Source organism: Mycobacterium paragordonae, from assembly GCF_003614435.1.
In the GTDB taxonomy this organism is placed as follows: Bacteria; Actinomycetota; Actinomycetes; order Mycobacteriales; family Mycobacteriaceae; genus Mycobacterium; species Mycobacterium paragordonae.
This window is the reverse complement of record NZ_CP025546.1, coordinates 5084136-5109614: the sequence shown is the minus strand read 5'-3', so window position 1 is coordinate 5109614 and position 25479 is coordinate 5084136. Positions and strand designations below refer to the sequence as shown.

Here is a 25479-nt window from a genome sequence, read left to right as displayed (position 1 = left end):
ACACGCGGCGGATCCGTCGCAGGATTCACAGTGGGCGCACCGCGGGAAACGGCGCTAGATCCCCGATCCGGGGTTGAGGATTCCGTCCGGGTCCAGCGCCGCCTTGATGCGCCGGTTCAGGTCCATGACATCGGGGCCGAGGTAGTCGGCCAGCCACGGCCGCTTCAACCGGCCGACCCCGTGCTCGCCGGTGATGGTCCCGCCCAGGCCGACCGCCAGATCCATGATCTCGCCGTAGGCCAGCTGGGCGCGCTCGGCCATGGCCGCGTCGGCCGGGTCGAACACCAACAGTGGGTGCGTGTTGCCGTCACCGGCATGGGCGATCACCGAGATCATCAGGTCGCGCTCGTCAGCGATCCGGGCGATACCGGTCACCAGCGCCCCCAGCGCCGGCAACGGCACCCCGACGTCTTCGAGCAACAGCGATCCCTTGGCCTCCACCGCCGGGATGCAGAACCGGCGGGCGGCGACGAACGCCTCGCCCTCGTCCGGATCGTCGGTCGAAAAGACTTCTGTCGCACCGTGTTCGGCGAATACCGCGGCCATCAGCTCGGCATCCTCGGTGCCGGCTCGCCCGCGTTCGTCCGAACCGGCCACCAGCATGGCGGCCGCCGAACGGTCCAGGTCCATCCGCAAGGTGTCCTCGACGGCGTTGATCGCGACCTGGTCCATGAACTCGAGCATCGAGGGCCGAAGGCGCGCACTGACTCCCAGCACGGCGTCGACGGCCGACTCGACGGTGGCGAAGCTGGCCACCACGATGCTCGACGCGTTCTGCGCCGGCAGCAACCGCAGGGTTACCTCCGTGACGATCCCGAGCGCTCCTTCGCTGCCGACGAACAGCTTCGTAAGAGAAAGTCCCGCAACGTCTTTCAGGCGAGGCCCGCCCAGCCGGACGGCCGTGCCGTCGGCCAGCACCACCTGCATGCCCAGCACGTAGTCCGTCGTGACGCCGTACTTGACGCAGCACAGACCGCCGGCGTTGGTGGCGATATTGCCGCCGATGCTGCAGATCTCGTACGACGACGGATCCGGCGGATACCACAACCCATACGAGGCAGCGGCCTGCTTCACCTCGGCGTTGAACAGCCCGGGCTGGCACACCGCGGTGCGGGTCACCGGGTCGATGGCGATGTCGCGCATCTTCTCGGTCGAGAGCACGATGCCGTTGTCCACCGCCGTCGCGCCACCGGACAGTCCGCTGCCCGCGCCGCGGGTCACCACCGGCACCTTGTGCGCCGCAGCCCATCGCACCACGGTCTGCACCTCTTCGGTGTGCCGCGGCCGGACCACGGCCAGCGGCTTGCCCGCCGACGGGTCCAGCGCCCGGTCCTGCCGGTATCCCTCGGTGACGGCGGGATCGGTGACCACCATGCCCTCGGGCAGTTCGGCGATCAGCGCCTCCAGCAAACCGGTATTCACCGGATCGATCCTACGGCCGCCGCAACGTGCCGATTACCGCAGCCGATCGGCGTAGATTTGAGCGGTCCTTCACCTGCGCTCGGGATGCTGGAGGGACGCAACGAAGGTAGGTGCCTCGACTTGTTCGGACAGCGGAATCTCAACAAAGTCGGTGTCCGCGCGTTCGCGGACGTGCTCAATGCCGAACAGTCCATCGTCTCCGTCACCGTCGGCAACCCGAACCTGGTGAACAACACCGAAGTGCGTTGGACGTTGCGGCTGCGCGTCACACCGGAGCACGAGCCATCCTTCGAAACAAACCTCAAAACGCTGCTGCCCCAAGCGATGTGGCCGCGACCGGGCACCCGGCTGGCGGTGCTCTACGACCCGAAGGATCACAGCCGCATCCAGCTGGACCACCAGGCCCCAGCCGAGACCGTGGTCGACGCCATCACCGCCAACCGCCCGGACCTCAGCGGTGCCTCGGTGCTGGGGATGCCGATGGGCGACGTGATCCGGCAGGCCATGTCCGACCCCGGCGGCTTCCGCACCGAGATGATGCGCCGGGCCGCCGAGATGCAGGAACAGGCAATGCAGGCCATGCAGCCGCAAGCGCCGGCCGCGAGCCAAGACCCCCTCGACCGGCTGGAACGACTCGCCGCCCTCAAAGACCGCGGTGTGCTCACCGACGAGGAATTCGAGCAGCAGAAGCGCCGGATCCTCGGGACTTAGACGGTCGAGGGACTTAGACGGCCGAACGACTTAGACGGTCGAGGGCACCGCGTCCAGCTCCCGCAACGACGGCAGCCGCACACAGAACACCCCGGTCACCAGGATCGGCAGCGCCAGCGCGAGAAACGCCACGTGCAACCCGGCGGCATCGGTCAACGGGCCGGCCAGCAACAGCCCCAGCGGGCCCGCGGCGTAGGCCAGCGACGTCATCACCCCGACCGCCCGGCCCCGCAGATGTGCCGGCGCCCGGGTCTGGATCATGTACGCGTACATCGGCTGAATCGGCCCGTACACCAGGCCCACCAGGCCTACCAGCGCCAAGATCACCGGCAACGGCGGCAACAGCGCGATGACGGCCGCCGCCACACCGAGCGTGAGGACCGCGGTCAGCATGATGGTGCGCCGCGACAACCGCTTCACCAGACCGACGTAACCCAGCGCGCCGATCAGACCGCCCAGCGACAGCGCCATCAGCACCGAGCCCAGCTGACCCGGTTGGTGGCGGTCGCTGAAGTACTTGGGAAACAGCACGCTCTCCATCGGCAGATACAGCGCCGTGACGGTGAGGTCGATCAGGGCCAGCGTGCGCAGCACCCGCAGGCTCCATACGAAGCGCAGCCCCTCGGAGATCCCCGACACCAGCCCCTCGGGGCGGGCGGCGTGCACCGGCTTACCCGCTCCGTCCAGGCGCAGCAGGGCGATCGCCACGATGGACAACGCGAATGCCCCCGCGGTGATCCACATGGTGTTGACGCCGCCGACCGTGGCGATCATCAAGCCGCCGACGCCCGGTCCGACCATGAAAGCGAGGTTCTGCATGGCCTCGTACACGCTGTTCACCCGGTCCAGCGACCAGCCCGCCCGCGCGGCGGCCTCCGGCAACATCGACTGCCGGGCGGTGATTCCGGCCGGGTCGAAGGCGGCCGCACACGCACCCAGCGCCGCCAGCACCGCCACGTTGACCCCGGCCGGGCCGTACGCCCACGCGATCACCGGCACCGCGGCCACCGCGGACCCCGACAGGGCGTCGGCAACCATCGACACCCGGCGACGGCCGAAGTAGTCGACCGCGGTGCCCGCCAGCAGGGTGGAGAACAGCAGGGGCAGCGTCGTCGCCCCCGCCACGATCGACGCCTGACCCGCGCTGCCCTGGCGCTGCAGCACCAGCCACGGGAACGCGACGATCGAGATGCCATCGCCCGCACATGCCATCAAAGTGGCGAACAGGAGCAGAAATGCCGGGCCTCGGCTTTTTTCGGTCATGGGATATCGCGGCTGAATCTAACGCCAAAGCCCCGACCGAAACCACTGATTTTCGGGGCCGTGCAGGATGGTCGTGTGCTCATGCATCCCAATACCGGCCGGAGTTACACCTCGCCGGTACCGCCGGGGTCCGGGTGGCCGGGCGACCCGGCGACGCCGCGGACACCCGTGGCCGCCGACGCCGCCAACGTCGCCGCGCTGGCGAACGCGGCCGGATCGATCGCCGAACTCGACGCCGCGATCAGCGTGTGCCGGGCCTGCCCGCGGCTGGTCACCTGGCGCGAGGACGTCGCCCTGGCCAAACGGCGCGCCTTCGCAGACCAGCCGTACTGGGGACGTCCGGTGCCGGGCTGGGGGTCGGAGCGGCCGCGGCTGCTGATTGTCGGTTTGGCCCCGGCCGCGCATGGCGCCAACCGGACCGGCCGGATGTTCACCGGTGACCGTTCCGGTGACCAGCTCTACGCGGCCCTCTACCGGGCCGGAATGGTGAATCAGCCCACCAGCGTCGACGCCGCGGATGGGTTGCACACCAAGCACATTCGCATTGCGGCACCGGTTCGGTGCGCGCCGCCGGCCAATGCCCCGACGCCCGCGGAACGGGACACCTGTGCACCGTGGCTGGACGCCGAGTGGCGGCTGGTGGCCCCGTACGTCCGGGTAGTGGTGGCTCTGGGCGGGTTCGCCTGGCAGATCGCGCTACGCCTGACGGGCGGCACGCTCAAGCCGAAGTTCGGCCACGGCGCCGTCGCCGAGCTACCCTCGGGCCTGCGGCTGCTGGGCTGCTACCACCCAAGCCAGCAGAACATGTTCACAGGTAGGTTGACTCCGGCAATGCTCGACGAGGTTTTCACGGACGCGAAGAGGCTGGCAGGAATCAGGTAATGGTGGAATCGGTTCTGGTGTCTGGCGCCAGTGTGGCGGGGCTCACCGCAGCCTACTGGCTGCAGCGCAACGGCTATGCGGTCACCGTGGTGGAGCGCTATCCCGGGTTGCGGCCGGGCGGTCAGGCGATCGACGTGCGCGGCCCCGCGCTCGAGGTGCTGGACCGGATGGGCCTGCGCAACGCAGCCGAGACCTGCAAGACCGACATCCGGGGATCGTCGGTGGTGGACCGGGACGGCAATGTGCTCTCCGAGGACACCGAATCGACGCCGACGGGCGGGCCGATCAACAACTCGGACATCGAGCTGTTGCGCGACGACTTGGTCGGATTGCTTTATGACGAAACGAAATTGAAAACCGAGTTCCTGTTCGACGACACCATCGCCACCCTGGAGAATCTCGGTCCCGCGGTCAACGTCACCTTCGAGACGGCCGAGCCCCGCAGCTTCGACCTGGTGATCGGCGCCGACGGCCTGCACTCCAACGTGCGCCGGCTGGTGTTCGGCCCCGAAGAGCGATTCATCAAGCGGCTCGGCACATTTGCCGCAATTTTCACCGTGCCCAACTTCCTGGACCTGGACTACTGGCAGCAGTGGCACTACGGCGACTCCAGCATGGCCGGGATCTACAGTGCGCGCCGCAACTCCGAGGCGCGGGCCATGCTGGGATTCATGGACCCCGAATTGCGAATCGACCACCGCGACACCGAAACTCAGTTTGCCGAATTGGAAAGGCGGATGGCCGACGACGGCTGGGTCCGACCAAAGCTGCTGGAGTTGATGCGCTCGGCGCCGGACTTCTACTTCGACGAGATGTCGCAGATTGTGATGGACCACTGGTCAATTGGCCGGGTGGCTCTGGTGGGCGACGCCGCGTACTGCGCCTCTCCGCTGTCCGGCCAGGGCACCAGCCTGGCGTTGCTGGGCGCGGCGGTCCTGGCGGGCGAACTCAAACTCGCCCGTACCGATCACGGCCTCGGATTCGCCAACTACTTCAAGCGCTTTCACCCGTACACGCAGCGCACCCAGTTCCTGGCCAGCGACAGCATCCCCGGCGGCGCACCCATCTCCCAGGAGCAGTTCGACATGATCGTCAACTCGTTCACGCTGCTGAACTACTGAATGCTTAACTACTGAGCCGGGGAACATCTGCCCGCCAGGGCGCGTTGTGCCGACCGTGCATCTTTCCGTCCTCGACCTGGTCCCGGTGCGCAGCGACCAGTCCACCGGCGACGCGCTCGCGGCCACGGTGTCGCTGGCGCAGACCGCCGACCGGCTGGGCTTCACGCGCTACTGGGTCGCCGAACACCACAACATGCCCTCGGTGGGCGCCACCAGCCCACCTGTCCTGATCGCCTACCTCGCCGCGCAGACCGACCAGTTGCGCCTGGGCTCGGGCGGGGTCATGCTGCCCAACCACGCGCCGCTCGCGGTGGCCGAGCAGTTCGCCCTGCTGGAGGCGGCCGCGCCGGGCCGCATCGACCTCGGCATCGGCCGTGCCCCCGGCTCCGATCCCGTCACGTCCTACGCACTCCGCGGTGGCCGCGACGACCGCGACATCGAGAACTTCCCGGAGTACCTCGACGACGTGGTCGCGTTGATGAGCGCCCGCGGCGTGCGGGTGCCGCTGCGTTCGGGTGATTACACCCTCAAGGCGACGCCGGCGGCCGCCAGCGAACCGCGACTGTGGCTACTGGGGTCGTCGATGTACTCGGCGCGTCTGGCCGCCGCAAAGGGACTGCCCTACGTCTTCGCCCATCACTTCTCCGGGCAGGGCACCGAAGAGGCGCTGGACTACTACCGCGCCCATTTCCGGCCCAGCGATCTCACGCCCCAGCCGGTCACCTTCCTGACCGTGAACGCGTCGGTGGCCGAAACCCGGGATGAGGCAATGGAATTGATGCTGCCGAACCTGCAGATGATGGCCCGGCTGCGTACCGGGCAGCCGCTGGGGCCGGTGCAGCTCGTCGAAGAGGCCCACCAGGCCACCCTCACACCGCAGCAGCAGCACATCGTGGACAGCGGGATGGCCCGCGCCGTCGTCGGCTCGCCCGCCGAGGCGGCCGAGCAGGTGCGGGCGCTGGCCGAACGCTTCGACGTCGACGAGGTGATGGTGCACCCGGTGGCGTCCGCTCGGCGCGGCACCGATCCCAGGACGGGCCCGGCCCGGGTGGCCACGCTGGAGTTGCTCGCCAAGGAGCTGTTCTAGTCGATCGCCGCGTATTTGATGGTGGCGACCCGCAGCGCCCGGCTGCGCCGCGCTTGCGATCGCCACGTCTAGTCCGTCACGCCGGCCTCCTCAGGCGCCACATCCGGAGCGTGCTCGGCGATCCACTGCAGCAGATCGCCGGCCGGCATCGGCGGACTGTGCACGAACCCCTGGGTGATGGTGCACCCGTACTGGCGCAATGCCCGCAGCGTCACCTCGTCCTCGACACCCTCGGCGACCAGGTCCGCGCCCAGGCTTTCGGCCAGCGCCACCGTCGAACGCACGATCGCCACCGAGCGCGGGTCCTGCGCCAGCCGCGCCACGAACACCCGGTCGAGTTTCAACTCGTCGACCGAGACGTCCTGCAGCCGGGCCAGCGACGACCAGCCGGTGCCGTAGTCGTCCAGTGAGATCCGCACGCCGAGGCGCTGCAGCGCGGCGACGGTGTTGCGGGACCGCGCCGAGTCCACCAGCGTGCTCTCGGTGATCTCGATGATGAGTTCATCGGCGGGCAGCCCGTGGGTCTTCAGTTGCTGCTCGATATTGCCGACGAGGTCGAGGTCCAGCAGGTTGGTGGTCGACAGGTTGACCGCGACGGTCAGCGCCACGCCCTGGTCGCGCCAACTCCGGACCTGGTCGAGGGCGAGGTTGACGGTGCGGTTGGCCACTTTGCGCATCAGACCGGCACGCTCGGCGGCCGGCAGGAACTCCTCGGGCAGCAGCAGCCCGCGGTGGAGATGGTGCCAGCGCAACAGCGCCTCCACACTGTGCACGCTGCCGTCGCTCGCGTTGATCTTCGGCTGGTAGTGGCAGGTCAGCTGCTCGTTGCCGTCGGCCAGCGCAGCGCGCAGCTCCTCGACGAGGCTGGGGTCGTTATCGCGGTACAACTCGTACGCGGCGTCGTACACGGCGATCTTGCTCTTGGCGGATCTGGCGTGCGGAAGGGCCATCTCGGCGCGGGTGAGCAGTTCTTGCGGATGATCACAGTGGTCGGGGAACAGGGCAATGGCGATCCGGGCATCGACCTGCACGGTCATCGGATCCACCGTGAACGGTTCGTTCATCGCTTCCAGCAGCCGGCCCGCCTGCGCGCGCGCGGCGATGAGATCGGCGCCCTCGGCCAGCAGGATCGCGAACTCGTCGTCGCCCGCACGGGACAGCATGTCCTCGCGACGCACATTCTGGTTCAGGCGACCGGCGATCTGACACAGCAAATCGTCGCTGAAGCGGTGGCCGACCGTGTCGGTGATTTCGTCGAACTCGTAGAGCTGCAACAGCAGCAGTGCCCGACGGGCCGGCCCGCGAGTGTTCAGCGCGGGACCGATCGCCGGCGGGAGGGTGAGCGGTGCGGCCGTCAGCGTCGTCGCCAGCGAGCGCCGATTGGGCAGCGTGGTCAGTTGATCGGTCATGGCCTGCTTGTGACTCTCGGCCATGATGCTCACTTCGCGGAAGGTCACCGAGAACCGCGCCGCCACCGCGATCAGGCTGAGCGCAGCAAGTATCGACGCGACCCGTGACTCGTTGCTCATGGCGGTGACCGCGAGCGCGACGATGGTGCATGCCACCGGCGCCGCGTAGGACCCCAGCGAGCGTTTGGGCATCGGGGGCGTCGACGACCACGCCGTCCAACTGGCAACGGCGATCAGCAGAAACGACGCGGGCCAGAACGCGTCGAGCATGGTGCCGACCCGGTAGGACCCAGCCGAAGTCTCGAACAGGTACGCGGTGTCGGCGGCCGCGAACAGGACGAACCCGATGACCAGCAGGCCCCAGCGGAACTCGTGGCGCCAGCCGAGAATCGGCAGCATCCCGGCGGCCAGCGCCACCAACAACAGGTCGAGCCACGGATAGATCAGTCCCACCAGCACGGTCGCCGGTGCTTTCATGGCGGCCGCGTGGATGGGTCCTGCGGCCAGGGCGGCGGCCACCGAAGCCATCACCAACCCGCACACCACACAGTCCAGCCGTACCGGCAGCGGCACCCGCTTCAGGCGCGACCGCATCAGCAGCACCAAGCCGGCATAGATGAACGGGTAATAGGCGAGATATGCGGGGTCGGCGATCGACGGCGACTGGCCGTCGGGAACCCACTTGGCGTAGATGACGTCACCCAGCGCCGACACTGCCGTGCCCACTGCGATCAGTAGCCATGCCCTCCGGTCCGCCTGGACCCGGTAGGCGCGATAAGCGATCAGCGCCGCCGCACAGAAGTTCAAGAACGGGTAGAAGACGTTGGCGAAGAACGGGGAGTGGTCGGCGTGCGGGTCGGGCAGGCACGTCGACGCGAAGATAAGGACGCCGATTGCCAACGCCCCCAGACAGATTCGAACGGCCGTCGGGGGCCATCGGACACTGTGCGGTGGGTCGTGAAGCTCGTCTGACGTCGACTTCGGGGTGGCAGCAAGTGGTTTGATCGCCCGCGCCATCAAAGAAGGGCTGGCGTTGGTGGCGTTTCGATAGAGACGCGCGCCGTCGAATCCGTTCTCCAGGCTGTTTTTCAGCGCCAGCATCGACTCGTCGTTGAGCTCACGCAGCGCGTAGGGCAGCGGCAGATCCGGCACGAAACTGCGAATACAGTGTCCGCCTTCGCGTTTGGCGGCATACATAGCCAGATCCGAGTGGCGCAGCAGTTCGTCGACTGTGTGCGTGGATTCCGCCGCGGCCACCGTGAAACCGATGCTGGGCCGGACCGCCAACGGAACGCCGTCGACAACGATTGCGGCATTGAACGATTCGAGTACGCGCTCGGCTGCCGCGTGCGACTCCTCCACCGGGCCCTCGATCAGTACCGCGAATTCGTCACCACCGAGCCGCGCTACGGTGCCCTGTTCGCCCAGAGTGGTGGTGAGCCGACCGGCGACCCGAACCAGAAGTTCGTCGCCGGCCGGATGGCCGAGTGCGTCGTTGACCGACTTGAAGTTGTCGAGGTCCAGGCACATGACGGCAATCGGTGCGGAGTTCTCGCCGCGCCGCGCGACGGCCTGCTCCAGCTTGTGCAGGAAATTGGCACGATTGGCCAGGCCGGTCAGGCTGTCCCGGAAGGCTTCCTCGGCCACCTCCGTCAACAAGCCCTGGTTTTCGACCAGCACCACGAACTGCCGGGCAAGCACCGCCGCGACCAGGATTCCCAGCCCCACCACCAGCGGCCCGTGCCGCATCAAGCGCACCGCGTGCCCCAACCCGAGGGCGGCGGCCAACAACAACGGCAGGTACGGCAGCCACAGCCGGGTGTGGGAAGTGATTTCCGGACTCGTGTTCACCACGGCGGGCTCTTGGACGCTGACCAGACCCGCCAGCGCCATCAGGCCCAACCCGGCCACCCGGCTCACGTCGACCAGGTCACCGGTGTGGTAGCTGCCGATCCCGGTCTGGAACAGGACCAGCATGTCGGCGAGCATGATCGTTGCGACACCACTGGCGAACAGGTTGACGCTGCGCCGCCTGCCGGGACGATTTCTCGACAACAGCAGAATCGCGGTCGTCATCAGCACGACGTCGGAGCCGACGTGTATCAACGTGACGAGCCGAGAGCTGCTGTCGGTCCTCAGAACCTTGTCGAGAACGAAGACCCAGGAGGCCACCCACAGCGACATTGACACGATGACGCCGTCCAGCACTAGCCGCCAGAGACTATGACCACTAGGAGTTTGCGAGAGCAGCACCATTGCCGTGAACGCCCCGAGTGGGTAGAGCAGCAGCACGATCTCCGCGGCGGCCGGATGGCTGGCGTGTTCGATGTCGGGCCGCACGTCGTAGACGGACCAGATGATCTCCCCGGCAGCCCAGCCGGCCAGCGCCACAACCATTGCCGCCCAGCCGCAGCGGCGGCGTCCGACCGAGTGCCGAGCCGCCCGGCCGGCGCAGGCGGCGGCGAAGGCCAGGCAGAGCACGGTCACGGCCTGTACCGCCGGACGGGTGGCATAGGGGCCTTGCCAGCCCCACACCGATGACGCGGTGACCAGGGCAGCGGCCAGGCAATAGCCGCCGACGACGGAAGAGGTCACCCCCAGGGTCAGCCCGGTGAACGGGCATCGCATCCCCGTCCAGCGCATCATTGGTCGCTCCAGCTCGCACATGCAATCAGGCAGGCGAAGGACCTAGGAGCTTCACCGTTCTCTCAGAATAAACCGCGGCGCATGGTCGCGGCGGCACTACTGAGGGCGGGTCCAACGCCGGGGTCGCTGCTAGTTGCTCGCCTCGATGCGGGCCAGGGCCTCGCGTAGCAGGCGCGCGGTGCCCTCCCGGTCGGAATCCCGGCGCACCAGCATGCCCTTGGCGACCGAGAGCTTGTCGCCGTTGCGCCGCGGCAGTACGTGCAGGTGAACGTGGAAAACGGTCTGAAAAGCGGCGCGGCCGTCGTTGATGCCGATGTTGGTCGCATCGGCGAGTTCGGTGGCCTTGGCTGCCCGGGCGATGCGCTGGCCGATCGTGATCATTCCGGCCAGGGTCTCCGGCGGGGTGTCGTCGAGGTCGACACTGTGCTTCTTGGGGATCACCAGGGTGTGGCCGCGGGTGAAGGGGCGGATGTCGAGGATCGCCAGATAGCTGTCGTCTTCGTAGATCCGGATGGCCGGGGCTTCTCCGGCGACGATCGCACAGAATACGCAGGACATGTCGCCACGGTACTGGGCGCCAACCGGCACCGCCCGGCCCGCGAGATACGCTGCGGCAGTGGACCCCCGCGATCTCGCGTTCGCCGGCGCGGCTGAACAGGCGCGCATGCTGGCCGACGGTGACATCGACGCCCCGCTACTCCTCGAGCTCTATCTGGAACGCATCGAGCGGCTGGACAGCGAGCTGCGCGCCTATCGCGTGGTGCGCTACGACGCCGCGCGCGAGGAGGCCGAGATCGCCCAGCGACGCCTGGATGCCGGGGAGCGGCGACCGCTGCTGGGTGTGCCGATCGCGATCAAGGACGACGTCGACGTCGCCGGCGAGGTGACGACGTACGGCAGTGGCGCGCACGGGCCGGCCGTCACCGACGACGCCGAAGTCGTGCGCCGGCTGCGCGCGGCAGGCGCGGTGATCATCGGCAAGACCTCGGTGCCGGAGCTGATGATCATGCCCTTCACCGAGTCGCTGACCTTCGGCGCCACCCGCAACCCGTGGAATCCGCGTCGCACACCGGGGGGCAGCAGCGGCGGCAGCGCCGCCGCGGTCGCCGCGGGTCTGGCGCCGTTGGCCCTGGGATCCGACGGCGGCGGCTCGATCCGGATCCCGGCGACCTGGTGCGGTCTGTTCGGGCTGAAACCACAGCGCGACCGGGTCTCGCTGGAACCGCACGACGACGCCTGGCAGGGGCTGAGCGTCAATGGACCGATCGCGCGGTCGGTACTCGATGCCGCGTTGCTGCTCGACGCGACGAACACGGTGCCCGGCCCCGAAGGGGAGTTCGCCGCCGCCGCCGCCCGCGAGCCAGGTCCGTTGCGAATCGCATTGAGTACCAAGGTGCCGACGCCGATGCCCGTGCGGGTCGGCAAGGCGCAGCTGACGGCCGTGGAGCAGGCGGGTGCGTTGCTGCGCGACCTCGGCCACGAGGTGATCGAGCGGGACCCCGCATATCCGGCCTCGCTGTATGCGAACTACCTGCCCCGGTTTCTCCGGGGCATCAGCGACGACGCCGACGCGCAGGCCCACCCCGAACGGTTGGAACCGCGCACCCGCGCCATCGCCCGCCTCGGTTCCTTCTTCTCCGATCGGACGATGGCCAGGTTGCGCGCGGCCGAGACCGGTTTGGACGCCCGCATTCAGGCGATCTTCGACGACGTCGATGTCGTCATCACCCCGGGCACCTCGGCCGGTCCGTCCCGCGTCGGGGCCTACCAGCGGCGCGGCGGTGTGTCCACGCTGTTGCTGGTGGCGCAACGGGTTCCGTATCAGCAGATCTGGAATCTCACCGGGCAGCCCGCGGCGGTGGTGCCGTGGGACTTCGACGATGACGGGTTGCCGATGTCGGTGCAACTGGTCGGCCGGCCCTACGACGAGGCGACGCTGCTGTCGTTGTCCGCGCAGATCGAAGCCGCCCGGCCGTGGGCACAGCGGCGGCCGCCGGTGTCATGAACCGGCATCGGTAAGCCGGGCCCACGCGGCGAGTTTCACCGCCGGCGCAATGGCGTGAGCCGGGCTCGTCGAGGGCAGCCGTTGGCACGTCACGGTCGCCGGGCGGCGCACCATCCGCTCGAACAGCCTGGCCGCCGCCGCCCCGTTGAAGTACACCCGGGTGACCCTCGGATAGCTACCGAACAACCAGTCAAAGTCGTTGATCACCAGGGTTTTCGGGTCGATCGCGGCGTCCGCGCTCCCGGCCCGGCGGCAGCTGCGCACCACGTCCCACAGGGCCACGTTATGCGACTGCAGCGCCGCTATTCTTTCGGAATATGTTGCGGTGCAATCGAATTCGAACAGTTCAGCGACAATCGGCCAGAATGCGTTGCGCGGGTTCGCGTAGTACCGACCTTCGGCAAGCGAGCGGACGCTGGGAAACGAGCCCAGGATCAACACCCGGGCGCGGTCGTCGATCACCGGTGGGAGCCCGTCGAGCAGCGGTTCGGTCATCACGTCACATGATGGCGCGGCCCGGGCTCTAACGTGGATGACGTGGCCGAACCAGCGGACGACCGCGACATCGACGACCTGCTCAACGGACTCGAGGGCCAGGCGCGCGCCGAGCGCGCCGACCTGGTGCGCTGGCTGCTCGAACAGGGCGTCACGGCCGAGGAGATCCGAACGACCAACCCGCCCCTGTTGCTGGCCTCCCGGCACGTCATCGGCGACGACGGCACCTATGTGTCCGCGCGGGAGATCAGCGAAACCTACGGCATCGACCTGGAGCTGCTGCAACGGGTGCAACGGGCCATCGGCCTGGCCCGGGTGGACGACCCGGACGCGGTCGTCCACATGCGCGCCGACGGCGAGGCCGCCGCGTTCGCGCAGCGTTTCGTCGACCTGGGGCTCAATCCCGATCAGGTGGTGTCCGTGGTGCGCGTGCTCGCCGACGGCCTTTCCCACGCGGCCGAGGTCATGCGGTATACCGCCCTGGCAGCGATCATCAAGCCGGGTGCCACCGAAGTGCAGATCGCGCAGGGATCCAAGGCACTGATCAACCAGATCGCGCCATTGCTCGGCCCGATGATTCACCAGATGCTGTTCCTGCATCTGCGGCACATGATGGAGTCCGAAGCTGTCAACGCCGGGGAGCGGGCCGCGGGCAAGCCGCTGCCGGGAGCCCGCCCGGTCGCGGTTGCCTTCGCCGATCTGGTCGGGTTCACCAAGCTCGGTGAAGTGGTTTCGGCCGAGGAGCTGAGCCAGCTGGCCGGGCGGCTGGCGGATCTGGCCCGGGACCTGACCGCGCCGCCGGTACGGTTCATCAAGACGATCGGCGACGCGGTGATGTTCGTCTGCCCCGAGCCGGCGCCGTTGCTGGACACCGTCCTCAAGCTGGTCGACATGGTGGACAACGACAATGACTTCCCCCGGCTGCGGGCCGGTGTCGCTGCGGGCATGGCGGTGAGCCGGGCGGGGGACTGGTTCGGCAGTCCGGTCAATGCGGCAAGCCGGGTCACCGGTGTGGCGCGACCGGGCACCGTGCTGGCGACCGACGCCGTCAGTGACGCCGTCGGCGAAGACGCGGGGTTTCAATTCTCATTCGCCGGCGCCCGTCGGCTCAAAGGCATCAAGAGTGACGCGAAACTATTCCGGGTCCGCCGCGACTGAAACGCGCCTGGCTACAGGTTCCTGACACATGGGCAGGCCCGGCGTGACTCGCGGGGGCGTTGTTGACACCGACTACTGCGGGTCTTACGCGGCCGTTTTTCACCCTTCTTCCGGCGCTTGAGATTCGGTCACTTCCGGGCCTGCTTCGCTCCTAAAAATACAACTGTGCATGGCCGATGGCAACGGTTTCCGGCGGCCCGGAGCAAGTGCTCACCGGACCGCTGTTCGCCTGGGGTGAAACGCTATTTGCTTACATGTGTAACGGTGTAATCATGTAAGCATGAACATTCACCATCATGGGCGCCGACACGGGCGTCCCGGGGGCTGGCAGCAAGCCGAGCAACCCGATGCCAGCGGCGCGCCTGAGTGGTTCGCCGGCCGCCTTCCCGAAGCATGGTTCGACGGTGACCCGACGGTCATCGTCGACCGCGAAGAGATCACCGTCGTCGGCGCGCTGCCGGAAGCCGCCGACGAAAGCTCCGCCCGCGCCGAGGGACGCGTCTCGCGGTTCCGCGAAGACACCCGGGCGGAACGGATGGCCATCGCCGACGAAGCGCAGGAACGCTACGGGCGCAAGGTCTCCTGGGGCGTCGAGGTCAACGGGAACCGAATCCTGTTCACCCACATCGCCGTACCGGTCATGACGCGGCTCAAGCAACCGGAACGCCAGGTGCTCGACACCCTGGTGGACGCGGGCGTCGCGCGATCACGCGCCGACGCGCTGGCCTGGTCGGTCAAGCTGGTCGGCGAGCACACCGAGGAGTGGTTGGCCAAGCTGCGTGAAGCCATGTCGGCGGTCGACGACCTCCGCGCACAGGGCCCAGACCTGCCCGGCCAGGCCTAGCCCGAAAGCTACTTCTCCTTGTTGACCTTGGCGACGATCTTGTCGGCCGCCTGCCCACCCTGGTCGGTGATCTGGTAGCCGCAGGCGTTGACGTCGACGATCACGTTGTTGGCCGCCTCCATGGCCCGCTGGCATTCCCAGCCGTTGGCGCCTTCCTGAGCGTCCACCACCGTGATCCTCGGTGAGCTGCCCTGGACTTCGGAGAACGTCCACCGGTAGGTCTTGCCTTTGTTGGTGACGGTGACGGTCTTGCCCGCGCAACCCTTCCACTTGCTGAGTGAGGACTGCAGGAAAGACTTCGCCTTGTCGGCGGTCGGGAAGGCGATGGCCGCCTGGTTGAGCCAGTGGTCGTAGTTGTCGCCGGGCTCCGACGAGACCAGCCCACTGATGCCGGTATAGCCGCTACCGGCGTACACCGGACCCTGACTGCCGTACATCGCGCCCTGGCAGTCCGGAATCGAGAGCGTGACCGGTGAGGAGTCCACCGTCGTGATCGGTTTGCCGGGCTGCATCGTCGATGAGCCCATCACCGCGTTGACCTCGGAGGAGCTCAGCAGCATCGAGCTCAGCCGGTCCTCGGCGATGGGTTTGACCTTGGCCGCGGGCTCGGGCCGGGTCGCCTGCCAGATGATCACACCGCCGACGACGAGAACCAGCACGATGACGACGGCGGCGACGATCGGCCATGGATTGCGTTTGGCCGGGGCCGGCGGCCGGTGTCCCTGGTTCCAGGCCGACGGCATCGGGCCGGAGGACATCTGCGGGCTGGGTGGTCCGCCGCCCCACCCGCCGCTCTGGGGGTACTGCGGATTGTTCTGCGGGCCGGACGCCGGAATCGGGCCGCTGACCGGGTTCCAGGCGGGATGGCCGGGCTGATTGGGCGGACGTTGCTGTGGCGCCGGACCAGACGGTCCCTGCGGTCCGGAGCCACCGCCGTACTGCGGGCCCGAAGACCGCGGCGCGGGCGGCGGCGTGCTCGGCGGACCGGGCCGCGGTGGCGGTGTCACCGCGGGCATGGTGGGCGGCGACGACGCGGTCGGCGGCCCGGGCAGGGTCGCCTCCTGGCTGCGGCGCAGGATGTTCTCGGCGTGGTCCTGGTCCGGCGAGCTGAGTGCTTCGTGCGCGGCCAAGGCCAGGTCGCCGGCACTGGCGTAGCGGTCCTCGGGCTTCTTGGCCATGCCGCGGGCGATGACCGCGTCAAAGCTCTTGGGGATGCCGGCGCGTGCGGTGCTGACCTGCGGCACCGGGTTCATCAAGTGGGCCGTGACCAAGGAACCGGCGCTGTCGGCTCGGTAGGGCGGACCGCCGGTGAGGCATTCGTAGAGCACGCAGGCCAGCGAGTAGATGTCGGCGCGGTAGGTGACTTCCTCGTTGGAAAACCGTTCGGGGGCCATGTATTTCCAGGTGCCGACGGCGGTGCCCAGCTGGGTGAGTTTCTCGTCGGTGGTGGCGCTGGCGATGCCGAAGTCGACCAGGTAGGCGAAGTCGTCGCGGGTGACCAGGATGTTGGGAGGTTTGACGTCGCGGTGCATGACCCCGGCGGCGTGCGCGGCGTCCAGGGCCGAGGCGATCTGGGTGATGATCGCGACCGCACGCGGCGGGGTCAGCGGCCCGAAACGCTTCAGCACCGCGTCCAGGTCGATGCCCTCGATCATGCGCATCTCGAGGTACATCTGGCCGTCGATCTCGCCGTAGTCATGGATCGGCACCACGTGGGGTTCCTGCAGCCGGCCGGCGATGCGGGCCTCGCGCTTCATGCGCTCCCGGAACACCGGATCCTTGCTGAACTCCGCCGTCATGACCTTGATGGCGACCGTCCACTCCTTGACGGTGTGCTCGGCCTCGTAGACCTCGCCCATCCCGCCACGGCCCAGCAACCGCTTGAGTTCGTAGGGCCCGAACATCGTCCCCACCCGCGAGCCCTGCGTGTCGCTCATCGCTGATCCTCCCAATCAACCAACGTCGCCGACACTATCAACCACCTCCAGGTCTGGGCGCCAACCGCGATATGCGCGCTGAAGCCATCACCAGCGTATTCGCTGTGGCCCGACCGAGTTATCTCTTCGCCCTTCGTTGCGGTCCCATGCGCCTCAGCCGCAGCACGGTGAACAGCACCAGCACGGCCGCCTGCACGAGGCAGGCCGCGGCGGCGATCAACCAGCTACTGACGTCGTAATCCCACATCGGATCCTGGTCGCCGCCGGCCGTGCGCCGCAGATCGTTGAGGTCGACGGTCGAGGCGGCCATGGCGTAGGCCCAGCGGGAGGGGGAGAGCCAGGCGAGTTGTTCGAGCGGGATGCGGTCTTTTACCGGGAACATGCCGCCGCAGAGCACGAGTTGGGCCATGACGACGACGACGAGCAGGGGCATGCCGCGGTCGGCGTTGCTGATCAGTGCGGAGATGAGCAGGCCCAGGATCATCGACACCACGGTCACGGCGACGACCGCCACCGCCACTTCGATCCGCGGCCAGGGTATGACCACCGACTGATCCGGGGGTGGTAGGAAGGCGACCCCGAGCAAGCCGAGAATCAATCCTTGTAGGGCCGAGATTGCGCCCAGCACAACGAGTTTGGAGGCGAGGTAGGCGCCGCCGGACAGCCCGATGCCGTGCTCGCGGCGGTAGATGGCCTGTTCCTTGACGATCTCGCGGATCGAGGAAGCGCAGCCCATCAAGGCTCCGCCGATGATCAATAGCACCAGCAGCTGACCCGGCTGGGTCGATACCTTCTCGATGGCCTTGGTGAGTGACAAGCCGGCGTCGCCGGGGACGGCGTAGGTGAACAGGCTCAGCAGCAGGGGCAGGGCGAGGAGGAACAGGGTGTATTGGCGGTCGGCGGCGATGACGGCGAGGTAGCGGCGGGACAGGATGGCGAATTGGGCTGCGGGGCTTTGTTGGGCTTTGGGTTTGGGTTTGGTGGCCGGGGTCGGGGTCGGGGTGGGGGTGGTGGGGGGGTGTTCGGTGGGGGTGAAGGCGGCGTGCAGGGGGGAGTTGGTGTAGCGGGTGGTCCAGTCGGTGTCGGTGTCGTTTTCGAGCAGGATGAACAGGTCGGCGAAGTCGGTGCAGCCGAAGTAGGCCAGGGCTTGTTGGGGTGGGCCGAAGTAGGCCAGGCGTCCGCCGGGGGCTAGGACCAGCAGGCGGTCGCACATGTTGAGGTGGGCGATGTTGTGGGTGACCACGACCACGGAGCGTCCGTCGTCGGCCAGGGTGCGCAGGGTTTGCATGACGGATTTTTCGTAGCCGGGGTCCAGGCCGGAGGTGGGTTCGTCCAAGAACAGCAGGGAGGGTTTGGTGAGCAGTTCCAGGGCGACGCTGGTGCGTTTGCGTTGTCCGCCGGAGAGGGAGTCGATGCGTTGGTCGGCGTGGGCGGCCAGGCCGAGTTCGGTGAGGACTTCGTCGATGCGGTGTTGGCGTTCGGTGGCGGTGACGTCTTGGGGGAAGCGCAGGCGGGCGGCGTAGTTCAGGGCGCGGCGCACGGTTAGGGGGGTGTGCAGGATGTCGTCTTGGGGGACGAAGCCGATGCGGTGGCGTAGTTCGGGGTAGTTGTCGTAGAGGTCGCGGTCGTCGTAGCGCACGGTGCCGGTGGTGGCGGGGCGGAATCCGGTCAGGGCGCCCAGCAGGGTGGATTTGCCGGCGCCGGAGGGGCCCACGACGGCCAGCAGGCTGCGTTGGGGCAGGACGAAGCTGACGTCATCGAGTAGGACTGTGCCGTTAGCGGTTTCGACGTGCAGGTGGGCGGCTTCATAGGAGATGTCGCCGGTGTCGATGTATTCGACGAGGCGGTCACCGGACAGGTGCAGTAGTTGGTGGCCGATGCCGACGATGTCGTCGGGGCCGATCAGGGCGCGGGTGATGCGGGTGCCGTTGACGTAGGTGCCGTTGGCGGAGTGGTTGTCGATCAGTTCCCAGCCGGCGCTGCTGCGTCGCAGCAGGGCGTGGCGGCGTGAGACCAGCAGGTCGTGCAGGACCACGGTGTTCTCCGGGGCCCGCCCGATGCTCACCGTCGCCTGATCGATCGCGTGCACCGCGGTCGGCGTCCGCACCGACGCCGTCTGCCCGGACGTGGTCAGCTCCCCCAGCCCCAGTTCCGAGGTGAAGGTTGTCGGAAGCGGCGGGACCGAGATCTCGGTCGTCTCGGCGCCGACCTCAGGACCCGTCGGGAGCGGCGGGGCCGGGATCTCGGTGTTCCCGGCGCCGACCTCAGGACCGGTCGGCAGCGGGGCCACGGTCGTGGTCGCCTCCCCGATCGACACCGGTCCCGGCGCACCGGTAGCTCCGGGCTCGAACTCCACCACCTGTCCGGAGGTCGCCGAGCCGAACACCACCGTCACCGGCTCCTCGTCGATGGTTACCTGTTCGACCCGCGCGCCGTGCACGTACATGCCGTTGCTGCTGCGATTGGACAACACCCACCCCGACTCGGTGGGCTCCAACACCGCATGCACCCGCGAGATCCGCGGATTGTCCAACTGAATATCGGACTCACCCGAACGCCCCACCGTCCAAGCCCGCCCCGGAGCCACCTGCCAACTGCGCCCACCCCCGCGCACCTGTAACCCAACCGGGCCCGACACCCCCAGCACGTCGTCCATCCCACGGTCCATCCCACGCCTCCGCTACACCGACGACGCCGCCCCGGTGAGCGTACGGGCGGGCGGGCGCATCGACTTTAGTTGCAGAGCCAGGTGCCGATCCATCCCGCGGTGCCCAGCCGCTTCATGGCGTCCTGCTCGGCGCTGAGCAGGGTTGAGCCGTACCCGCCGGCGTGGTCTCCGGCGTTGTTCTCGGCGACCGCACCGCATTCCGAGAAGGAGACCAGAACCTTGCAGTCGGACTTGCCGCAGGCACCCATCGCGCCGCTTTCCGCGGCGGCGCGCGATGGGGCGTCTTTGGTCCGGCCGAACAGCTGCCCCGACGGCGAGTAGGCGATCGCGCCGTATTGGCCGTCGGCGTGCGCGGCGGGGGCCAGCGCGATCAGCGTCGCCGTCACCGCCGCGACGTTGGTCAGTGCGACCACCGCGCCTCTTGGAAAGCGCGCCCGAAAAGCGGTCAATCCCATGATGGTTCCTTTCGGCGACTGAAGAAGTTCGGGTTCCACGGAGCTGCTGGACCGGCCTAAACCGGCTTGGTCGCGGTGACCTGCTTGCCCCATTCCGACAAGGTCATCGACACCGTTCCGTTCTCAACCGGGGTGATCTCGATCTTGACCAGGTGGTAGGAGCCGTCCGAGGCGATCCAGACACTGGTCGGGGTGGGTGGCGCGTTCTGCGGGCTCAGGCGCGATCCGGCCAGGGTGGCGACGTCGTCGGTGGACGACGTGCCGGTGATCTTCGTGGTGGCGACGCCGTTGACCTGTTCGTTGCCGCCCACCTTGGGGTTCTGCAGATTGGCCAGCAGGTGGGCTAGACCCTTATCAGGGTCGAGCAGCGTGGAGACCTCATAGATCGATGCGCCGTTGCCGTAATCGGTGAATTTGCCGGGCTCGGCGACGTCGGAGTAGAGGTGGCCGTCGACGAAGACGAATTTCGAGTCGACGGGACTCTTGCCGACGGTCAGCGTCGCCGTCCCGTTGGCCACGGTCTGCGGAGTATTGGAGACGTCACCGTCGAGCTTGGTCACCTCGAGGTTGGGCACCGCTCCCTGCACGGTGAGGCTGACGTGCATTCCGGTGACTTTGCGCATCGCGTCCGCAGCTTGTTTGACGGTGCTCGCGGCGTCGGCGTTGGGCGCGTTGGATCCGCTGCCCGAGCTGTTGTTCTTGGGACTCCCGCAGCCGGCCAGCACGAGCGCCGTCACCATTACCGCGGCTGTGGCGCCGACGCCGGCGCGGGACCAGAGCTTCAGTTTCATAGACATCTCCTTCGTTGAGGCAACCGGTACGTTGCCACGGGGCAAACACATCTGGAGGACGCACCAAAGCCAGCGAATAGCGTAAACCTGCCGGTATTCGCTTGGCCAGACCTCTTTTTCGGCTTCTAAGCAAACGGCCTGGGTCGCTTGCGGGCCCTGCGGTGCCGATCGAGACCGTACAACCGCGCCGCCAGCAGTATCACCATCACCACTCCCAACGCCGCACACATGCCCAGCGCCGTCAGCCAGTGCGCGCGGTCATGAGTCCACATCGGGTCCGGGTCGGTGAGGCGGATGTAGTTCACCCCGAGCGAAGAGCCCGCCATGGCGTAGGCCCAGCGGGAGGGGGAGAGCCAGGCGAGTTGTTCGAGCGGGATGCGGTCGTTGACGGCGAACATGCCGCCGCAGAGCACGAGTTGGGCCATGACGACGACGACGAGCAGGGGCATGCCGCGGTCGGCGTTGCTGATCAGTGCGGAGATGAGCAGGCCCAGGATCATCGACACCACGGTCACGGCGACGACGGCCGCCGCGATCTCGGCCGAACCGACATGCCGGAGCATGTCGGTGCTGCCGGACTGCAGCAGCAGCGAGTCGTCGGGCGGCGGCAGGAAAGCGACCCCGAGGAAGCCGAGGATCAATCCTTGTAGGGCCGAGATTGCGCCCAGCACAACGAGTTTGGAGGCGAGGTAGGCGCCGCCGGACAGCCCGATGCCGTGCTCGCGGCGGTAGATGGCCTGCTCCTTGACGATCTCGCGGATGGAGCCGGCACACCCCATCAGCGCGCCGCCGATGATGAGCAGCACGAGCAACTGGGTGGGTTGCTTGGACTGCTGGGTGATCGCGTTGGCCAGGGAGAGACCGGCGTCGCCGGGGACGGCGTAGGTGAACAGGCTCAGCAGCAGGGGCAGGGCGAGGAGGAACAGGGTGTATTGGCGGTCGGCGGCGATGACGGCGAGGTAGCGGCGGGCCAGGATGGCGAATTGGGCTGCGGGGCTTTGTTGGGCTTTGGGTTTGGGTTTGTTGGCCGGGGTCGGGGTCGGGGTGGGGGTGGTGGGTGGGTGTTCGGTGGGGGTGAAGGCGGCGTGCAGGGGGGAGTTGGTGTAGCGGGTGGTCCAGTCGGTGTCGGTGTCGTTTTCGAGCAGGATGAACAGGTCGGCGAAGTCGGTGCAGCCGAAGTAGGCCAGGGCTTGTTGGGGTGGGCCGAAGTAGGCCAGGCGTCCGCCGGGGGCCAGGACCAGCAGGCGGTCGCACATGTTGAGGTGGGCGATGTTGTGGGTGACCACGACCACGGAGCGTCCGTCGTCGGCCAGGGTGCGCAGGGTTTGCATGACGGATTTTTCGTAGCCGGGGTCCAGGCCGGAGGTGGGTTCGTCCAAAAACAGCAGGGAGGGTTTGGTGAGCAGTTCCAGGGCGACGCTGGTGCGTTTGCGTTGTCCGCCGGAGAGGGAGTCGATGCGTTGGTCGGCGTGGGCGGCCAGGCCGAGTTCGGTGAGGACTTCGTCGATGCGGTGTTGGCGTTCGGTGGCGGTGACGTCTTGGGGGAAGCGCAGGCGGGCGGCGTAGTTCAGGGCGCGGCGCACGGTTAGGGGGGTGTGCAGGATGTCGTCTTGGGGGACGAAGCCGATGCGGTGGCGTAGTTCGGGGTAGTTGTCGTAGAGGTCGCGGTCGTCGTAGCGCACGGTGCCGGTGGTGGCGGGGCGGAATCCGGTCAGGGCGCCCAGCAGGGTGGATTTGCCGGCGCCGGAGGGGCCCACGACGGCCAGCAGGCTGCGTTGGGGCAGGACGAAGCTGACGTCATCGAGTAGGACTGTGCCGTTGGCGGTTTCGACGTGCAGGTGGGCGGCTTCATAGGAGATGTCGCCGGTGTCGATGTATTCGACGAGGCGGTCGCCGGACAGGTGCAGTAGTTGGTGGCCGATGCCGACGATGTCGTCGGGGCCGATCAGGGCGCGGGTGATGCGGGTGCCGTTGACGTAGGTGCCGTTGGCGGAGTGGCTGTCGATCAGTTCCCAGCCGGCGCTGCTGCGCCGCAGCAGGGCGTGGCGGCGTGAGACCAGCAGGTCGTGCAGGACCACGGTGTTCTCCGGGGCCCGCCCGATGCTCACCGTCGCCTGATCGATCGCGTGCACCGCAGTCGGCGTCCGCACCGACGCCGTCTGCCCCGACGCCGTCTGCCCCGGCGCCGTCTGCCCCGAAGTCGATTCCCACGGAGCCGTCTGCCCTGAAGCCGTCTGTCCTGACGCCGTGGACAGCGGCGGCAGCGGGATCTCGGTGGTCTTCGCCAGCGACTCGGGCGGCGACGACAACGGCAATGGCAATGGCAATGGCGGAAACTGCCCCACCATGGTCGTTGCCTCCCCGATCGAAACCGGCTGTCCCGCATCAGGAGCCAGTTCGATCTCCTGGCCCGAGGTGACCGACCCGAGAACGACCGTCACCGGCTCCTCGTCGATGAGCACCTGTTCGACCCGCGCGCCCCGCACATACATGCCGTTGCTGCTGCGATTGGACAACACCCACCCCGACTCGGTGGGCTCAAACACCGCATGCACCCGCGAGATCCGCGGATTGTCCAACTGAATATCGGACTCACCCGAACGCCCCACCGTCCACGCCCGCCCCGGAGCCACCTGCCAACTGCGCCCACCCCCGCGCACCACCAGCCCCACGATCTCGCCCATCGCCTGCCTCCGTTACTCCCGCGGACCGTGATGCTACGACGACCGGTCTACGAGTGTTTGGCCCACCATTTGTAGAGCTGGTCGAGGTTGGGTATCTGCTGTTTCCCCCCGACGAGCGCGTAGACCAGCGTCTGTTCGTTGCTCCACATCACCTGCGGGTCGTCGCTCTTGTAGATGCCGCAGGCCATCTGGCCCAGAACGGTTTTCGGGTCCTGGGTGTGCCACCAGTTGCCTGGAGACGCCTTGCCGCCGGGGCACTGCTGGATGGTGAAGGTGGTGGTGAATGCGGTGAAGGCCTTCTTCAGGGAGGCAACGTCGGGGAACAGCCCGTAGGCCGACACTTTGGGGCCGTTGGCATCGGTGTTCTGTCCGCACGACACCGAAACCAGGGCGCCCGGCATCGTTTTCGTGTCCGTCGTGCAGGCTCCGGCGGGATAGCCGGCGGGCAGCAGGCTCATCAATCGGGACTGCGCCTCCGGCGGTGCACTCGACGACGGTGTCGTCGTGGTGCGCGTGGTGGTCGACGTGGTGGGCCGCGTCGTGGTGGTCCGCTGCCGGTTGGCCTGCGGTGTGTCGTCGTCTTTGTTGAGTGCCCAGATGCCGATGCCGCTCAGCATGAGGACGAGAACGACGGCGGCGACACCCGCCACGATCGCCCACGGGTTGCGAGCGCGCGAGTGCTCGGCCGGGCTGGTGGCAGGCCATGGCCCGGTGAACGCCGGGGCTGGACCCGGTGGACCTGGTTGGCGGGGCGCGCCGGGCGAAGCGGCCGACGGATGTTGCGGCGCCGGCGGACGGGGCGGCGTCGGTGGACGTGGCGGTGCGGGCGGGCGGGCCGGCCCTGGCGGCCGGGGTGCAGCGGGCGGGCGGGGCGAAGCGGCCGGCGGTCGTGCCGGCGCGGGCGGGCCGGGATGGGAAAACCGTTGCGCCGCAGGTGGATTGCGCAGATGCTCAGGTATGGTGGACTCCTGGCTGCGCCGCACGATGTCGGTGGCGTGGTCCTGGTCGGGGTGGCTGAGCGCCTTGTGCGCGTCGCGCGCCAGATCACCGGCGCTGCCGTAGCGGTCCGCCGGTTTCTTGGCCATGCCGCGCGCGATGACGGAGTCCAGCGACCTCGGCACGTCGCGTCCCGCTGCGCTGGGGCGTGGGATGGGGTTGATCATGTGGGCGCTGATCAGTACGCCGGCGTTCTCCGACGGGTACGGCGCGCTACCGGTCAGGCACTCGAACAGGACGCAGGCCAACGCGTAGATGTCGGCCCGGTGGGTGATCTCATCGCTGGAAAACCGTTCGGGCGCCATGTATTTCCACGTGCCGACCGCGGTGCCGAGTTGGGTGATCTTCTCGTCGGTGGTGGCGCTGGCGATGCCGAAGTCCACCAGGTAAGCGAAGTCGTCGCGGGTGACCAGGATGTTGGGAGGTTTGACGTCACGGTGCATGACCCCGGCGGCGTGGGCGGCGTCGAGCGCGGAGGCGATCTGCGTGATGACGGCGACGGCGCGCGGGGCCGGCAGCGGACCGTAGCGGGTGAGCAGGCTATCGAGGTCGGTGCCCTCGATGAGGCGCATCTCGAGGTACATCTGCCCGTCGATTTCGCCGTAGTCGTGGATGGGCACGACGTGCGGTTCCTTCAATCGGCCGGCGATGCGGGCTTCCCGCTTCATCCGTTCGCGGAACACCGGGTCGCTGCTCACGGTCTCCGACATCAGCTTGACCGCGACGGTCCACCCTTTGACCGCATGTTCGGCCTCGTAGACCTCGCCCATCCCGCCACGGCCCAGCAACCGCTTGAGGTGATAGGGCCCGAACGTCGACCCGGCACGCGAGCCCGGCTCCTCGCTCATCGCGACCATCCACTGTCGTTGTGCCGCTTGAGCATTGGACTCTTACGCGCCGGCCGG

General features: G+C 67.9%; 18 protein-coding genes. 7 read left to right on the top strand and 11 right to left on the bottom strand.

What is annotated here, in order from left to right; translation table 11 throughout:
• Positions 1–54 precede the first annotated feature (54 nt).
• Positions 55–1374 carry an FAD-binding oxidoreductase gene (locus C0J29_RS22930; RefSeq protein ID WP_371872500.1) on the bottom strand — a complete coding sequence of 440 codons (1320 nt, stop codon included), beginning with the start codon at positions 1372–1374 and terminating at the stop codon, positions 55–57.
• 168 nt (positions 1375–1542) lie between these two features.
• Between C0J29_RS22930 and C0J29_RS33405 the strand changes: the two genes are divergently transcribed.
• The gene (locus C0J29_RS33405; RefSeq protein WP_197748224.1) at positions 1543–2133 is read left to right on the top strand and encodes an SHOCT domain-containing protein; all 591 of its coding nucleotides are present in this window, start codon (positions 1543–1545) and stop codon (positions 2131–2133) included.
• 30 nt (positions 2134–2163) lie between these two features.
• On the opposite strand, the gene tap is transcribed toward C0J29_RS33405, so the two are convergent.
• The gene (tap, locus tag C0J29_RS22920; protein WP_120793640.1) at positions 2164–3396 is read right to left on the bottom strand and encodes a multidrug efflux MFS transporter Tap; all 1233 of its coding nucleotides are present in this window, start codon (positions 3394–3396) and stop codon (positions 2164–2166) included.
• A 60-nt stretch (positions 3397–3456) separates the two neighbouring features.
• Here tap and C0J29_RS22915 point away from each other — a divergent pair, with 60 nt between their 5' ends.
• Genes C0J29_RS22915 through C0J29_RS22905 form a run of 3 tightly spaced genes read left to right on the top strand, consistent with a single transcriptional unit; the run spans position 3457 to position 6486 of the window.
• Positions 3457–4278, top strand: coding sequence for a uracil-DNA glycosylase (locus C0J29_RS22915; protein ID WP_174814859.1), 822 nt, complete (start codon positions 3457–3459; stop codon positions 4276–4278).
• Between the two features lie 2 nt (positions 4279–4280).
• A complete protein-coding gene (locus C0J29_RS22910; protein WP_120794913.1) occupies positions 4281–5399 on the top strand; it encodes an FAD-binding protein in 1119 nt (372 codons plus the stop codon).
• Between the two features lie 55 nt (positions 5400–5454).
• On the top strand, positions 5455–6486 hold the full coding sequence (locus C0J29_RS22905; protein ID WP_120794912.1) for an LLM class flavin-dependent oxidoreductase: 1032 nt from the start codon (positions 5455–5457) through the stop codon (positions 6484–6486).
• Positions 6487–6554: 68 nt separating this feature from the next.
• On the opposite strand, the gene C0J29_RS22900 is transcribed toward C0J29_RS22905, so the two are convergent.
• Both C0J29_RS22900 and C0J29_RS22895 read right to left on the bottom strand, forming a co-directional pair.
• Entirely contained in the window at positions 6555–10523 is a 3969-nt protein-coding gene (locus C0J29_RS22900) for a diguanylate cyclase domain-containing protein (RefSeq protein WP_065043289.1), read from the bottom strand.
• A gap of 147 nt (positions 10524–10670) precedes the next feature.
• The gene (locus C0J29_RS22895) at positions 10671–11099 is read right to left on the bottom strand and encodes an HIT family protein (protein WP_065043281.1); all 429 of its coding nucleotides are present in this window, start codon (positions 11097–11099) and stop codon (positions 10671–10673) included.
• Positions 11100–11157: 58 nt separating this feature from the next.
• On the opposite strand from C0J29_RS22895, the gene C0J29_RS22890 reads away from it, so the two are divergent.
• Positions 11158–12546 carry an amidase gene (locus C0J29_RS22890; protein ID WP_120793638.1) on the top strand — a complete coding sequence of 463 codons (1389 nt, stop codon included), beginning with the start codon at positions 11158–11160 and terminating at the stop codon, positions 12544–12546.
• Here C0J29_RS22890 and C0J29_RS22885 read toward each other — a convergent pair.
• Entirely contained in the window at positions 12541–13041 is a 501-nt protein-coding gene (locus C0J29_RS22885; RefSeq protein WP_065043287.1) for a DNA-deoxyinosine glycosylase, read from the bottom strand. The genes C0J29_RS22890 and C0J29_RS22885 overlap by 6 nt on opposite strands.
• A 33-nt stretch (positions 13042–13074) precedes the next feature.
• On the opposite strand from C0J29_RS22885, the gene C0J29_RS22880 reads away from it, so the two are divergent.
• Together C0J29_RS22880 and C0J29_RS22875 are read left to right on the top strand one after the other, a co-directional pair.
• Positions 13075–14199, top strand: a complete 1125-nt coding sequence (locus C0J29_RS22880) for an adenylate/guanylate cyclase domain-containing protein (protein WP_065043280.1) — start codon at positions 13075–13077, stop codon at positions 14197–14199.
• A gap of 280 nt (positions 14200–14479) precedes the next feature.
• Positions 14480–15043 (top strand): hypothetical protein, encoded by a 564-nt coding sequence (locus C0J29_RS22875; protein WP_065043279.1) that lies wholly within the window; start codon positions 14480–14482, stop codon positions 15041–15043.
• An 8-nt stretch (positions 15044–15051) separates the two neighbouring features.
• On the opposite strand, the gene C0J29_RS22870 is transcribed toward C0J29_RS22875, so the two are convergent.
• From C0J29_RS22870 to C0J29_RS22845, 6 genes are all read right to left on the bottom strand, one after another.
• A complete protein-coding gene (locus tag C0J29_RS22870) occupies positions 15052–16980 on the bottom strand; it encodes a serine/threonine-protein kinase PknH/PknJ (RefSeq protein WP_065043278.1) in 1929 nt (642 codons plus the stop codon).
• Between the two features lie 118 nt (positions 16981–17098).
• On the bottom strand, positions 17099–19648 hold the full coding sequence (locus tag C0J29_RS22865; RefSeq protein WP_120793637.1) for an FHA domain-containing protein: 2550 nt from the start codon (positions 19646–19648) through the stop codon (positions 17099–17101).
• 65 nt (positions 19649–19713) lie between these two features.
• On the bottom strand, positions 19714–20103 hold the full coding sequence (locus C0J29_RS22860; protein WP_065045460.1) for a DUF4189 domain-containing protein: 390 nt from the start codon (positions 20101–20103) through the stop codon (positions 19714–19716).
• Positions 20104–20159: 56 nt separating this feature from the next.
• Complete coding sequence (locus C0J29_RS22855) at positions 20160–20894, bottom strand: LppX_LprAFG lipoprotein (protein WP_065045459.1); 735 nt, start codon at positions 20892–20894, stop codon at positions 20160–20162.
• A 125-nt stretch (positions 20895–21019) separates the two neighbouring features.
• Positions 21020–23578, bottom strand: a complete 2559-nt coding sequence (locus tag C0J29_RS22850) for an FHA domain-containing protein (RefSeq protein WP_120793636.1) — start codon at positions 23576–23578, stop codon at positions 21020–21022.
• A gap of 47 nt (positions 23579–23625) precedes the next feature.
• Positions 23626–25422, bottom strand: a complete 1797-nt coding sequence (locus C0J29_RS22845; protein WP_120794911.1) for a serine/threonine-protein kinase — start codon at positions 25420–25422, stop codon at positions 23626–23628.
• Positions 25423–25479: the final 57 nt, after the last annotated feature.

Excerpts from the sequence above, each read along its gene's own strand:
- C0J29_RS22930 (WP_371872500.1), bottom strand. The coding sequence starts at position 1,374 with ATGGTGGTCACCGATCCCGCCGTCACCGAGGGATACCGGCAGGACCGG.
- tap (WP_120793640.1), bottom strand. The coding sequence starts at position 3,396 with ATGACCGAAAAAAGCCGAGGCCCGGCATTTCTGCTCCTGTTCGCCACT.
- C0J29_RS22900 (WP_065043289.1), bottom strand. The coding sequence starts at position 10,523 with ATGCGATGCCCGTTCACCGGGCTGACCCTGGGGGTGACCTCTTCCGTC.
- C0J29_RS22895 (WP_065043281.1), bottom strand. The coding sequence starts at position 11,099 with ATGTCCTGCGTATTCTGTGCGATCGTCGCCGGAGAAGCCCCGGCCATC.
- C0J29_RS22885 (WP_065043287.1), bottom strand. The coding sequence starts at position 13,041 with ATGACCGAACCGCTGCTCGACGGGCTCCCACCGGTGATCGACGACCGC.
- C0J29_RS22875 (WP_065043279.1), top strand. The coding sequence starts at position 14,480 with ATGAACATTCACCATCATGGGCGCCGACACGGGCGTCCCGGGGGCTGG.
- C0J29_RS22870 (WP_065043278.1), bottom strand. The coding sequence starts at position 16,980 with ATGAGCGACACGCAGGGCTCGCGGGTGGGGACGATGTTCGGGCCCTAC.
- C0J29_RS22865 (WP_120793637.1), bottom strand. The coding sequence starts at position 19,648 with ATGGACCGTGGGATGGACGACGTGCTGGGGGTGTCGGGCCCGGTTGGG.
- C0J29_RS22860 (WP_065045460.1), bottom strand. The coding sequence starts at position 20,103 with ATGGGATTGACCGCTTTTCGGGCGCGCTTTCCAAGAGGCGCGGTGGTC.
- C0J29_RS22855 (WP_065045459.1), bottom strand. The coding sequence starts at position 20,894 with ATGAAACTGAAGCTCTGGTCCCGCGCCGGCGTCGGCGCCACAGCCGCG.
- C0J29_RS22850 (WP_120793636.1), bottom strand. The coding sequence starts at position 23,578 with ATGGGCGAGATCGTGGGGCTGGTGGTGCGCGGGGGTGGGCGCAGTTGG.
- C0J29_RS22845 (WP_120794911.1), bottom strand. The coding sequence starts at position 25,422 with ATGAGCGAGGAGCCGGGCTCGCGTGCCGGGTCGACGTTCGGGCCCTAT.